We start from the raw sequence: 13,949 nt of genomic DNA, 5'->3' as shown, positions 1-13,949 counted from the left end.
ATTGACAATAATTGTTTAATATGAAATATTAGTATTAACTATATTTGTAAAAAGATTCTGTAAATTATTATATATAAAATAAACCTTAGGAGAGATTTATATGAACCTTTACAAGAGGCTCAGAGATAATAAAAAAATAGTAAGTATATTGTTATTAATAGCTATCTTTGCTGTTGGATACCCAGTAATAAAGAGGAGTGAAAAAGAAACTCTAAAATATAAAACCGAACAGTTCTTTAATAATATAATTGAAGAGAAATATGAAGAGGCTTTTGTGTTTTTAGATTATGGCGGAATAGATAAGGAAAGTAATATTACTTTAAATGAGGACAATAAGAGAGGCAACTGGATTAAAAAACTCAAGCAGCAAAGAGCGAATGGCGTAAGGATAGAAAGATGCAAAGAAGTTAAGGTAGATAATGTAGATTATCCATGCGGAACCGTAAAGTTAGTTGTAAATAAAAATGGTATGCTAGAAGAATATATAGTTAATGTTAAATATATAAGAAGTAAAAACAGCTATAAGATAAGAAATATAAGTAAAATAGACGATGAGATTCAAGAAACTATTTGCGGTAGAATAAATGAATCTTAAGCATATTATGAAGTTAATCAGGAGAAGTGAATATGAATATTCAAATATACGGAGTGAAGAAGTGCTTTGATACCAAGAAAGCAGAAAGATATTTCAAAGAAAGAAAGATAAAGTATCAATTTATTGATTTAAATATGGTAGGGTTAGGGAAGAGAGAGTTGGAAACGGTAAGGAATGCTGTGGGTCTAAGTAATCTAATAAATAAAGAATGTAAGGATTATGAAAGATTAAATTTACACCGTATTATTAATAATAGCGTAAAAGAAGAAATACTTTTAAATAACCCTAAGCTGTATAAGACACCTATTGTTAGAAATGGAAAACTTGCAACTGTAGGTTATGAACCTAAGGTGTGGGAAGATTGGGAATAGAGAGATAAGTCATTATTAGACTTTTTATCAAAGATTATAATATATAGTTATACATTTTTGATAAGGTTTAATAATGATTTTTTTATTTTTTATTTTCACGGATAATTATATGGAAGTAATTGTAATATTATACCAAATATTCTATAATGTTATAGATATCAGTATTAATGTGATAGTATTTGTAACTAATAGCATATTAAATCCATTTTAGAAGATAATATAACCAATAAATCATTTAGAAACTATACTAGTTTACAAAGTTAAAATAGCTTAATAGAAGCGGGTGAGTAACTTGGATAAAGTAAGAAAAAGGGCAGGTATAGGAACTTGTTCTCCAATCATGTTAGTATTAGCACTTATTCTATCTTTTAGTTTTGGTAATAATATAGTGCTTGGAGATCTTATATTAGATTCATTTGGTCTCAAGGCTTGGTCTAGGGGTCGTGTAGGAGTTCATTATACTTTATTCTATGCTTTGGCTATGGTAGTAATAGCGTATTTTATTGGGGATAAATATGAAGAGCATCTGTGGGCAAAGGCTGGAAAGAATTCTGCTATATTTGTACTTGCTCTTTTAACTCTTATAATAATATTTGATTTGGTGTTTTGATTTAACGTTAGGAAATGTCAGTAGGATTGATCTTTGCCTAAAGGAAGTTGATGTGTTTAAAATTATTTTCATAATTATTACCCTCAGGTAAATATAACCGAATTTTTAATATATAAAATTATTTATAAATATTATATATTTGTGTAACTATATTCCTTTTGTTTCGTATTATATTTGAAGTGTTATTTGTGTGGTGATTAAAATTGAAAAAAATAAATGTTAAAATTATTTATGGAATTATATTACTAGTTATGTGTTTAGGATTAGTAAGTTGCGAGACTAAGGAAAAGGAATATGATTTTTACAAGGTAAAAAATATTACTGAAGATAAGATAGATAGGGTTGAAGTTTCTTATGCTGATATATCGGCAAGAGTTTTGTCTAAAGATGAAGTGCAAACCTTAATAGGGTTAATAAATACTTCTGGAGACAATGTTCAACAGTACAATGGGCCTGATCCTAAAGGTGTTACGAACTCGTTGGATGTATATTTAAAATCAAAAAGTTATTTTAGTATGTATCCTTACAGGAATGGATATTTGCTCTTTTGTGGAGAAAAGAGCTATATGATATCACAACCTCAATATAATGATTTTATAAAGGATATATTTAATAACAAGGGGAAGATTTAATAATTTGTCAAATTATAAATCTACCTTTAAGGAATATTTTTCTCTTAAGTTCTGTAATAATATTACATACAGGTAATATTGTTTCAAACGAAGTTTGTGTTTCATAAGTAAAAATCTTAAAAGGTTCATATATCAAGCATAAGGATTTAAGTTGAAACTTTGTAGCCGAACTAACGGAGGAAAATTATATGCTAAGCAGAGCTAGAAAAAATAATAATATGAGAGCGTTGATAATTGCTGCTGCTGGTGTAATTGTTGTCGTAACTTTAGCTATTACATATTGGTATTCCATTGAGAATTACGTAAGACAATGGGATACTAAAATATATAGTGGAGTGAAGATAGAAGGACTAGACTTGTCAGGTAAGTCAAAGTCAGAAGCAGTGGAATTATTAAATGATGAACTTAAAAAAATTTTGGGTGATAAAAAGATAATTGTAAAAGTTCAGGACAAGAAATTTCAGTTAGATTATAAAACAATAAAACCACAGTATGATATAGTAGCTGCTGTGAACGAAGCTCTTAATTATGGAAAAGATAAAGGACTTCTAGATAAAAAAAGGTTAATAAAAGGTGGTCAGGCAACTAATATAAATCTCAATTTTAAATATGATAGTGAAGAATTAAATAAATTTGAGAAAAGTATTGCTTCTAAGATAGACAGAAAACCTAAAGATGCTTCAGTAAATATAATCAATCAGTCGATAACTATAAATGAAGAGCGAAGTGGCGTTGTTTTAAATAAGGAATTACTTGATAAAAATTTGAAAGAAGCATTAACTGGAGCTTGGAATAAGGATATATTGATTGATGGTGAGATACAATTAGTTAATGCAAAAATTACTAAAGAGCAGCTGTCAAGGATTGATGGAGTTTTGTCTTCATTCTCAACAGATTATTCTACCTCAACTGAAGCTAGAGCTAATAATATAGCAATAGCTGCAAAGGCTTGCAACGGAAAAATAGTTATGCCAGGAGATATTTTTAGTTATAATGCAACATTAGGTGAAAGAACTCAAGAAAAGGGTTATATGGAGGCTCCAATCTATAAAAATAATGAAGTAGTTGATGATGTTGGAGGCGGCATATGTCAGGTATCTACAACTTTGTATAGAGCTGCTATGAGGGCCAATCTTAAAGCAGTAGAAAGGCATAATCATTCTTTTAAGGCTACTTATTCACCTCTTGGACTTGATGCCACAGTGACTTGGGGATATCTAGATTATAAGTTCAAAAATACGTATGATTTTCCTATTTACATAGAAGCTGTGACAAGTGGAAGAACTGTAAGTTTTAATATATATGGTAGCAAAGCTGGATTGGGTAGCAAGAGATACGATTTGGTATCAGATGAACCTACTGTAATTCCTGCTAAGGTTACTGAAGTAAATGATCCGACTCTTCCAGAGGGTCAAGTAGTAATGGATGAAAAACCAATTGATGGTTATAAGGTAAAGTCTTATCTAGTTACTTATGAAGATGGGAAAGAAGTGGCAAGGGAAGCTGTAGCTTATGATACCTATATCAAAAAGGATGGGGTAAGACGGGTAGGAACTAAAAGAGAATAATGGAGATTAATTATAAAAAGAAAAATGTAGCTCGTTAGTCATTCTTCATGTATATTGAGAAAGCTAGCTGCACGATAAATCGCTAAGAAATCGCTTAGCGATTTTTTTATTCTTTAGGAATTTATAACTCAATTATACCTTTGAATAAATATGAGTAATGACTTAAAACATAATATGATTTAAAGAATAGGCGCTGTTTTAAAATAATGTGGGTTTTTAATATCATGATTAGAGATAATCGTTATATTTAACGAAACTATAAGACACTATTTTAAAATCAATCAGCAAAAAACTTGATTTTAAAAGCTTTCTAAAACCCACAGCTTTTTAAAACATAGCCAAAGAATAAAAAATAAGAATTTGTCACCTGCCAGAATTTCTTCACTGCGTTCAGAAAAGGCAGATGTGCAAAAAAGATCACTGAAGAAAGTCGCTTCAGCGATTCTTCTATTATCTGGGAAAATATGAAGTTCTTAAATTAGCTAAACCTAGATAATTGAATGGATAATAATGTTATAGTTGGGCACTTTATATAGAGGAAGTTATAAAAAAGGAGTGCTTTATGAATGGTAGCCTGGATAAGAGCAAATATAAAAAACTTAATTGTATCTTTTTTGTTTCTCAGTATATCATATATAAATTTCTTTAGTTTTACTGATACAAGAATGATTTTATCCATTATAGCAGGTGAAATATTTCTTACATTTATGGTAGGTACTGTAGAATTACATTTAGATAAAAAGCTCATAATATTCCTGTTATTGTTAAGTATATTGGCAAATGTATTAGTAGGATATAATAAGTTATATTTTTTTAATTTATTTTTAATATCATATGCTGTATGGTGCCTTATAACTACGTTTACAGATAAAAGCAAAGAACTTTTTTTAATATCTTTTGTAACTAGTATTGCAACTATATATCTAGCTTCATTAATGTATATAAAGATTCCTATATTTACAATTGTATTTTATCCTATTTATTTACTAGGGCATATTTTACAGGATGATTCTTTTAGTAAAAGTATACTACAAGATATCCTAATTGCATTATGCATACCTTTTGATGTATTTTTCCTTAATTGTATTTTTAGAATTGAGGGTTCATATAGTGTTATTCAGAATATGTCTATATTTAAAATGTATAACAGTGATATAAAGACTTTATTACTAACTCTTTTTATTTGGCTCATATATAGCAGTCTATGTATTTCAATATCTTATTTAGTTTATAGAATCTTTAGTAGTATACAAAAGAAGAAATCGCACTTCACAGATTTGCCACGTGAATATAAAAAAAGTTTGATTTTATCAATAAATTCAAAATTAATTTTTACAGCTTTTATAGTCTATTTTAGCGATTGTATTTTAAAAAAACAGTTGATTACTGACTTGAATAAAATTCTTAATATACATCAATTAATAAACCTCATGATTCTGCTTATGGTATATATAGTTATAATCTCTTTATTAGGAGAAAACTTAGGCAGAATTACATTTTATTTATTAATTAGTATTATTCTTATTGCGAATATGGTTAAGCTGAGTTTTTTTGATGAACCCTTTTATCCATGGGAAGTATACTTGATGAAAGATGCTTTTATGATTGGAATTAGATATATTAATTATCGGACAGTTATAGGAATAGCAGGGAGCTCTATTTTATTAATTATATTGGCAATTAAGTTTAGAAAATACATTGTGCAAAGTTTAGCACCAAAGCCAAGGTTTAATATGCTAATCTTAGCTTTAGTAATATTTGCAATGAATATATACATACTAGATAATTCGGAATATTTATCTGATTTAGGTATTGGTAAGTCATGGTATACAGGTAAAGAAGAAGCAGTAGACAATGGTTTATTTGTTGAAAACTTTTTTCTCATAAAAGATTATGATGAATATATATCTGATAAGCCAGAAGGGTATTCTAAAGAGAGTATTACAAGTGTGATAGATAAGCTTAGTAAATGTAATGATATTAAGGTTTCTTCAGAGGTGAGTATGAAACCTAATGTAATAGTTATTATGAGTGAAAGTTTTTGGGATGCTACACAACTTAAGGGAGTTACCTTTGATAGAGATATAGTTGAGAATGTAAGAAAGGATATTAAAGGATCCATAGTATCTCCAGTATTTGGTGGAGGAACAGCAAATGTAGAGTTTGAGGCCTTAACAGGTTTAAGTAATTATTTCACTAACCCTGGAGTAATACCTTATAATGTATATTTGAGGAGACCTACCCCTAGCATTGCATCTGTTTTTAACAAAAACGATTATGACACTGTAGCGATACACCCTAATGATAAGACCTTTTATAATAGAGATAAGGTTTATAAATATATGGGTTTTAACAGATTTATAGATATAGATGGTTTTGATAAAGAAAAAGATTTTAAAGGTACTAATATAGCTGATGAAAAATTAATGGATATGATACTAAATCAAATATCTTCTGGTGATAAGCCTAAATTTATATTTGCAGTAACTATGCAGAATCATGATCCTTACTTAAACGAATATAGTAAGCTAGAGGTTAAAACATCATCAAAAAATTTGAATGAAGCAGAGATGTCTATTTTAAGTAACTATGCATCAGGTATCTATGATGCAGATAGAGCATTTCAAAAGCTTATTAGTAGTTTAAAAAACTCTGATAAACCTACATTGGTTTACTATTTTGGAGATCATCTTCCAAGACTAGGTAAACCAATAGGTGTATATGATGTGTATAATGCACTCAATTACTTCAATGATAAGGAGAAGATAGATACCGATATCAATAGTTATATTACCCCATTAGCTATATGGTCTAACTATAAAGACATTTCACCAGTTGCTTCAAAAATATCTCCAGCTCAATTGTCGTTACATATATTAAAAGAATCTGGAGTGTCTTATCCAATATATTTTAATATACTTGAGCGATTAAACAAGGAGCATCCTTATTTGCAAAATCATTTGAATGGAAAAGATATTCAAAATGAAGAGTTGGTAAAGGACTATAAGCTTATACAATATGATTTGTTATTTGGTAGCCAATATCTAAATGAAGATTAAAATTTTAATATTTTTTGTTGACAAAATTCAAGTGTCAGCATATTATAATAATATAACCTAGAAAGTTGATAAGATTAATAGGAAATTGCTGTGATAAGAAATAGTAACATAAGCTTAGCTATCAGAGATAGATCTCCTTGGCTGAAAGAGATTTTTAGTAAACCTTATGTGAATGCATCTTTGAGCTCTGCCTCGAACTATAGTAGACGGTAGCGGGTACGCTCGTTAAAGCGTTAGGGTATGGTAAAGTACCTGAATTCGGAGATAACCTTTTAATTTTATTTAAGGTTAATTAGAGTGGAACCGCGGAATATAACTTCTGCCTCTATATATGTTAGAGGTGGGAGTTTTTTTAGTGTAAAAGATTTATTTTGTGTTTTTTATTACCTTTGTATAAGAGCAATTATGGTTGTTGAGATAATAATTTTATTTTGAAAGGAGAAGATAATATGAATTCTAATCAGTATTTTGATAGTATAGCAAACAAGTGGAATACTATGAGAAGTGAATATTTCAAGGATGAGGTAAGAGATAGAATAGTAGCAAAATTTAATATTAAAGATAAAGTGGTAGCTGACTTAGGATGTGGAACAGGATTTGTTTCATTGGGACTTGCTCAAGAATCAGCAATGGTATTCTCCTTAGACAGATCATATAACATGTTGAAAGAACTAAAAGCTTCAGCTAATAATGTAGAGCTTAGAAATATTTATCCAATAAAATCTTCTTTAGATGACTTAGCACTATTTGATGAATCAATAGATGGAGTTTTTATAAATATGGCATTGCACCACATAGTAGATGCAGAAAAGGCTATAAAAGAAATGTATAGAGTATTAAAGCAAGACGGAACTGTTTTGATATCTGATGTATACCAGCACAATGGTGAATGGGCTAGAGAAGAGATGTATGACGAATGGTTAGGTTTTACTGAAGAGCAGATTAGGCAATGGCTAGAGAGTGCTGGATTCACATCTATAAAGATAGAAGATACTGGGCTAAGATGCGAAGGTTATTCAAGTAAGGGTGAATTCACCAACCCAGGTATATTTATGGCAACAGCAATTAAGAAATAAATGTAAAGTAAAATATGTACCACTTCAATATATCTATAATATTAGATTGAATGAAGTTAAGTCAAAATCTAAAGATACTTCTTGATGATGAAGTGGTACATACTTATATATATAGTACTTATAGGTAACACGCTAGTAAATAAATTTACATATAAGTTTTGAAAGAGCTAGTTTAATAAAAGTAATACGAAATTTTTTATAATATAAAAATATAATAAAACTATAAAACACTTACTCTTGTGCTTAAAAGTTGATGTACAAGGATACTTAAAAATTAGGAGGAAATAATTATGAATTTTGAATCATTGTTAATACATGGAGGAATAGATGGAGATGAAAGAACAGGAGCGGTTAATGTGCCTATATTTCAAACCTCGACATATAAACAACCTGGATTTGGTGTGAATAAAGGATATGAATACTCAAGAACTGGAAATCCAACTAGAGAAGCTGTGGAAAAATTAATAGCTGAACTAGAAAGAGGATATGCAGGGTATGCATTTGCTTCTGGAATGGCAGCAATAACTGCAGTTGTTTCATTATTTAAATCAGGAGATAAGCTTCTTATATCAAACAATCTTTACGGTGGAACTTTCAGAGTTCTTGATAAAGTGTTTAAGAACTTTGATATAAGTTATGGCATTGTCAATACAACTGATCTTGAAGAAATTAGAGCAAGTATAGATGATAAGGTAAAAGCTATATTTATAGAAACTCCAACTAACCCTTTAATGGATATAACAGATATTGAAGCTGTTTCTAAGATAGCTAAAGAAAATTCAATACTAACAGTAGTAGACAATACTTTTATGACTCCATATCTTCAAAGACCTATAGAATTAGGTGCTGATATAGTAGTTCATAGTGCAACTAAGTATCTAGGTGGACATAGTGATTTGGTGGCTGGTTTAGTTGTTGTTAATAATGAAGAGTTAAGTGAGAGACTTCATTTTATACAAAATTCAACTGGTGGTGTATTAGCTCCTTTTGATTCCTTCTTGCTAATAAGAGGAATAAAAACTTTGGCTGTTAGAATGGATAGACATAATAAGAATGCAGATGTTATAGCTAAATATCTAAATAATAGAGAAGAAATAGAGAAGGTTTTTTATCCAGGACTTGAAGGTCACATAGGACATGATACTCATAAAAAGCAAGCAAGTGGATTTGGTGGAGTTATATCTTTTGTGCTTAAAGAAGGATATGATTATAAAAAATTTGTTGAGTCTCTAGATATAATAACCTTTGGAGAAAGCTTAGGTGGAGTGGAATCGCTAGTTTGCCATCCAGCATCTATGACTCATGGATCAATTCCTTATGAAATTAGACAAAAGGTTGGTATAGTTGATAACTTAATAAGACTTTCAATAGGAATAGAAAGTGAAGATGATCTAATTAAAGATATACAGAGTGCTTTAAATAAATCTAAGATATAAGAAATACTTATTGATAAACAATTTAAAGAGGGGATTAATGTGGAGTATATAAATGATATAAGAGAGCTTATAGGTAATACGCCTATTATTAAATTAAATCATTTTAATTTAAAAGAAGGAGTAAATATATTTGCAAAACTAGAGTACTACAATCCAGGCGGAAGTGTAAAAGATAGGATTGGAGAGTATATGATAAAAGCTGCAGAAGATAAGGGGTTACTAAAAGAAGGCTATACAATTATCGAAGCCACTGCTGGTAATACTGGACTCGGAGTAGCTTTGGCTGCAATTAATAAAGGGTACAATATTATATTTGTGGTGCCTACAAAGTTTTCTGAAGAAAAGCAAATGCTTATGAGAGCACTTGGTGCTAAAGTTATAAACACTCCTAGAGAGCTTGGCATGTTAGGGGCAGTTGAGAAAGCGGAAGAGCTCTTAAAAACTACAAAAGATTCTATTAGCTTTAAGCAGTTTGAAAATATATATAACCCACTTGCTCATTATGAAACTACTGGGCCTGAAATATACAAAGCTTTAGATGGAAATATAGATTATTTGGTAGCAGGTGCTGGTAGTGGGGGCACTTACAGTGGTGTAGTAAGATATCTTAAGGAACAGGATGAGAATATAAAAGGAATACTGGCAGATCCAGAGGGGTCGACTATGGGTGGTGGAATAGCTGGTTGCTACAATATAGAAGGAATAGGTAATGATTTTATACCTAAAACTATGGACATGAATTTGGTTGATCAAATAATAAAGATTAACGATGAAGAGTCCTTTAAATTAGTAAAGGAACTTGCATATAAGGAAGGTATAATAGTAGGAAGTTCATCTGGAGCAGCGCTTTCAGCAGCATTAAAACTTGCACAGACTATAGATAAGGGAAATATAGTTACTATATTCCCTGATAGAGGAGATAGGTACCTAAGTAAAGGTATTTATAACTAAAAACTTTATAGTGATTAAAAATTACAGAAGATTAATAGCTTCTGTAATTTTTTTTGTCCCAGATTTTCCAATTTTAATCATTACGTAAACATATCAATAATCTATTAATGTATAATTTGTTCTATAGTAGTTTAATGATTTTAATATAAGTTAGTTGCTAAGGCTAACTGTAAGGTTGAGAAAGTGATTAAGTTTAGTAGATAATTGATCATTATCTTTATGCTGTTAGATTAGAATTTAATTCACAAATAAAATACTAAAATATACTGGAGTGATATTTTGAATACTAGTGAAAATAATATAATGACAACAAAAAACATATTAAGAATTGTTACGGTAGTATATTCTTTATGGGTAATCTTTTGCCCTTATAAAGGACCTAGATTTATGATATGGAATTTGTTTTTGGCCTGGGTCCCTTTAGAAGTTATGGATAGTATAATAAAGATAAATAAAGAGAATAAGACTAGCAAAGTAATTTTTATAAACTATATATTATGGATAGTTTGGCTGTTATTTTATCCCAATTCACCATATATGATTACAGACTTCATACACATAGTTAGTAATAAGTACTATTTAGCAAAGCCTATCCATCCAAATTATGCAATAACCAACAAGATATTATTTAATGATAATTTTAAGATATGGGTTGATTTTGTCAATATTGCCATTGGCGCGTGGCTGGGATATGTTGTGGGGTTCCTTTCCTTGAATAAGGCTCAACAATTATCTACTAGAAGATATGGAAAGATAATTTCATGGGTCATGGTGTTTTCTATAAATATGATAAGTGGTTTTGCTATATACCTAGGACGTTTCATAAGGTGGAATAGTTGGGATGTTATCACGAATCCAAAGAATATAATAGTTATTTTAGTAAATAACATTAATAGAAAGAGTTTTAACTTTACAATATTATTTGGCATATTTACTTTTGTTATATACATAATAAATCATGCTATACGGAAAGATAATATTTTTATAGAAGGAGAAGAGAATTTTGAAATTTGATGATTTATATTATATTGCTGACGAGCTTAACAAGAAAAAAGTAAGATGGATGATAGGGTCATCGGTACTTTTATACTTCCATGGGATAGTTAGTAGTCCTAATGACATTGATATAGTTATCGATGAGAAAGATATAATGAAAGTAAAAGATATATTTGACACGATTGGAACCGAGCAAGCAAAGGAGAAAAAATATCCATATCTAACTGAGTATTTTTATACTTATATAGTAAGAGATACATCAGTTGATATAATGTGTAACTTTGGGGTAGCTCACCATTATGGAGATTATAGACTAAAAATTGATGAAGCAGCTATAGTTGAATATCGAAAAATAGACGAGGTTATATTACCTCTAAGTTCTTTGGAAGATTGGTATGTATTATATCAACTAATGCCAGGAAGAGAAAATAAGGTTGATATGATTGAAAAATATCTTGTTAAGAATGGTGTTAATCATTACGAACTTTTGAAAAGAGCTTTAACGCAGCCTTTACCAGAATCGGTTGTCAATAATGTTAATAGATTTGTAGGTAACAAAAGTTAAGTATAAATTAAAGCTAGGCTATTTTTAAGGGCTTTTTTAAAATAGAATGGATAACTGTTTAATTTTAGTATAATGATTAAATAGCAGGTAAAATTAAAATAATAGAACCTCGAAAAATTTTCGAGGTTCTATTATTTGATTTAAAATGCATTCTGGTTAAGGTATAAGCTGATAATAGTCTAAAGTGTAAACTTGCTAGTTAATATGCTTAATTTTTGAGCTAACTCAGCCTGTGACATAGCAGTCCTACTAACTTCTTCAATTGCAGCGGCAGCTTCAGAGATACTCTCTATTATTTCTTGAGAAGAAGAGTTTGTCTGTTGAGACATAGCACTTACATTTTCGATTTCTCTATTTATCTTTTCTACGATTCCTTTTATAGAGTATGATGATTGGTGGAATTTTCTTGATATATCTGCAACCAATTTTGCATCGTCTCCATATTGATATCCGATGTTTATCATTTCTTCATTGGTAGGAGTAACTATATCTTCTATATATTTAAGTATGTTAGTAGCATTATCTGATAGGCTTTTAAAAGCTAATTCTATTTGATCTGTAACTTTATTTATATTTTTTACTGCAGACATTGAACTATCTGCTAATTTTATTATTTCTCCTGCAACAACAGCAAATCCTCTTCCTGCTTCACCTGCTCTAGCTGATTCTATCATAGCATTAAGCGCTAATAAGTTGGTTTGATCTGCAATTTGAGTTATAGTAGTTGCCATTAGCTTAATTTGTGAGACCACTTTACCTTGCTCGATTGAGCTTAGTACAGCCTCTTGATTGGATTGATAAAGTTCTTTTGAATTTTTCACTAATTCAGTTGAGTTATTCTTTAAGCTAGTCGCTCTCGACTCGATATCTTTAGCAGAGTTATAACTATGATCAGCATCTGATCCTAGGTCAGTAACTTGAGAAGCTATTTTGTCTGTAGAGTAGTTTACTTCTTCGATGCTTGAAGTTAATTCTTGAACACCACTGCCTATATGCTGTATGCTTTCGTTTATTGTATCTACTTTTGAAGTTACTTCTTCCATTGTTGCAGACAATTCATCACTTGATGAGCTTAGATTAACTGCACTATTGCTTATCTCTGAAATCACATCTCTTAAAGAGAGTACGGTTGCATTTAAGGAATCTTCAATTTTACCGAATTCATCCATAGTTTTCACTTTAAGTGTGTCTGATAGATCTCCGTTCTTAAGTTTTTCAGTAAATGAGATTATTGATTTTAATTTTCTAGATATATATGATCTGAGATATAGCGAACATATTACCGTAATGATTAAGGAAACTCCTAAAACTATATATGTAAGAGTTATTGAAAGGTTATAGGTGCTTCTTGAATCATCATACGCTTGTCTTGATTCGGTCTGATTGAATTGTACTATGTTTTTAATTACATTATCAACGGAATCTCTTTTTAAGGTAACAGTTGTTATAATATCTTTAGCCCTTTGGTAATCGCCTTCTTTTATTAAGTCTATAGTCTCGTCTCTTGACTTAATATAATCATCTAACATCATAGTTAAGTCTTTAAGTAGTGATTTTTCCTTGCTGCTTGTTACTGACTTTGTATATTGCTGAAGTATGGTACTGTTTTCTAAATTAATGGCAGTAATCTCATCGTTATATCTAGATAGATTTGATTTATTTCTTTCATCCATAGCTAGAAGAGTATTGACTTGAGATTCTTGAACATTTTCTCTAAGAGTTCTTACGTCTTGAATTGCTTTCATATTAACGGAATAAATATGTTGTAAATTGTTATTTACAGATCTTAGATTGTAGATTTCACTTAATCCGATTATTAATAGCAGTACTAGAAGTGTCACAAAGATAAAAGTAATTTTAGTGGTAAGTTTGATTGAACTTAATCTCCTTTTCAAAATAATTGCCCCCTCTTAAGTTGTTTGTATGTTTTTGCCGAATGTTATTATAAATATATTATCATAATTATCGAGTTTTTTAAATTCAAATAAATAGAAGAAAAGTTAAAAATACGTTTACATGAAAAAATATTTTTATGAATATATATTTATCTGAAATTGCAAGAGAGTATATAGTAACCACGAAAAAGTAGT

At 29.7% G+C, this 13,949-nt stretch carries 12 protein-coding genes and 1 other annotated feature; of the genes, 11 read left to right on the top strand and 1 reads right to left on the bottom strand.

All coding sequences use genetic code 11. The annotated features are described in order from the left end of the window. The first annotated feature begins 100 nt into the window (after positions 1-100). The 11 genes from bsdtw1_RS22595 to bsdtw1_RS22545 all read left to right on the top strand — a co-directional run bounded on the left by bsdtw1_RS22595 (position 101) and on the right by bsdtw1_RS22545 (position 11,859). Positions 101-595, top strand: a complete 495-nt coding sequence (locus tag bsdtw1_RS22595) for a hypothetical protein (RefSeq protein WP_183279919.1) — start codon at positions 101-103, stop codon at positions 593-595. Between the two features lie 32 nt (positions 596-627). After that, positions 628-966: an arsenate reductase family protein gene (locus tag bsdtw1_RS22590; RefSeq protein ID WP_183279918.1), complete on the top strand. Its 339-nt coding sequence runs from the start codon at positions 628-630 to the stop codon at positions 964-966. A gap of 292 nt (positions 967-1,258) precedes the next feature. Continuing rightward, the gene (locus bsdtw1_RS22585) at positions 1,259-1,576 is read left to right on the top strand and encodes a hypothetical protein (RefSeq protein WP_183279917.1); all 318 of its coding nucleotides are present in this window, start codon (positions 1,259-1,261) and stop codon (positions 1,574-1,576) included. A gap of 203 nt (positions 1,577-1,779) precedes the next feature. Then, complete coding sequence (locus bsdtw1_RS22580) at positions 1,780-2,208, top strand: hypothetical protein (protein ID WP_183279916.1); 429 nt, start codon at positions 1,780-1,782, stop codon at positions 2,206-2,208. 188 nt (positions 2,209-2,396) lie between these two features. Beyond that, positions 2,397-3,776 carry a VanW family protein gene (locus tag bsdtw1_RS22575; RefSeq protein ID WP_183279915.1) on the top strand — a complete coding sequence of 460 codons (1,380 nt, stop codon included), beginning with the start codon at positions 2,397-2,399 and terminating at the stop codon, positions 3,774-3,776. A 1,586-nt stretch (positions 3,777-5,362) separates the two neighbouring features. Next, positions 5,363-6,835: an LTA synthase family protein gene (locus bsdtw1_RS22570; protein WP_183279914.1), complete on the top strand. Its 1,473-nt coding sequence runs from the start codon at positions 5,363-5,365 to the stop codon at positions 6,833-6,835. An 81-nt stretch (positions 6,836-6,916) separates the two neighbouring features. Further along, positions 6,917-7,165, top strand: a binding site (T-box leader). A 119-nt stretch (positions 7,166-7,284) separates the two neighbouring features. Beyond that, positions 7,285-7,911, top strand: coding sequence for a class I SAM-dependent methyltransferase (locus bsdtw1_RS22565; RefSeq protein ID WP_183279913.1), 627 nt, complete (start codon positions 7,285-7,287; stop codon positions 7,909-7,911). A 290-nt stretch (positions 7,912-8,201) separates the two neighbouring features. After that, complete coding sequence (locus tag bsdtw1_RS22560) at positions 8,202-9,347, top strand: trans-sulfuration enzyme family protein (RefSeq protein ID WP_183279912.1); 1,146 nt, start codon at positions 8,202-8,204, stop codon at positions 9,345-9,347. A 39-nt stretch (positions 9,348-9,386) separates the two neighbouring features. Next, positions 9,387-10,298 carry a PLP-dependent cysteine synthase family protein gene (locus tag bsdtw1_RS22555; protein WP_183279911.1) on the top strand — a complete coding sequence of 304 codons (912 nt, stop codon included), beginning with the start codon at positions 9,387-9,389 and terminating at the stop codon, positions 10,296-10,298. Positions 10,299-10,577: 279 nt separating this feature from the next. Further along, positions 10,578-11,312, top strand: a complete 735-nt coding sequence (locus bsdtw1_RS22550) for a DUF1361 domain-containing protein (RefSeq protein ID WP_183279910.1) — start codon at positions 10,578-10,580, stop codon at positions 11,310-11,312. After that, positions 11,302-11,859 (top strand): nucleotidyltransferase family protein, encoded by a 558-nt coding sequence (locus bsdtw1_RS22545; RefSeq protein ID WP_183279909.1) that lies wholly within the window; start codon positions 11,302-11,304, stop codon positions 11,857-11,859. Before bsdtw1_RS22550 ends, bsdtw1_RS22545 begins: the two co-directional genes overlap by 11 nt. A gap of 179 nt (positions 11,860-12,038) precedes the next feature. Here bsdtw1_RS22545 and bsdtw1_RS22540 read toward each other — a convergent pair whose 3' ends face one another. Beyond that, positions 12,039-13,754 (bottom strand): methyl-accepting chemotaxis protein, encoded by a 1,716-nt coding sequence (locus tag bsdtw1_RS22540; RefSeq protein ID WP_183279908.1) that lies wholly within the window; start codon positions 13,752-13,754, stop codon positions 12,039-12,041. Positions 13,755-13,949: the final 195 nt, after the last annotated feature.

Source organism: Clostridium fungisolvens, assembly GCF_014193895.1.
Classification (GTDB): Bacteria; Bacillota; Clostridia; order Clostridiales; family Clostridiaceae; genus Clostridium_AR; species Clostridium_AR fungisolvens.
Note: the sequence above shows the minus strand (reverse complement) of the source record. Positions and strands in the feature narration are given on the sequence as shown.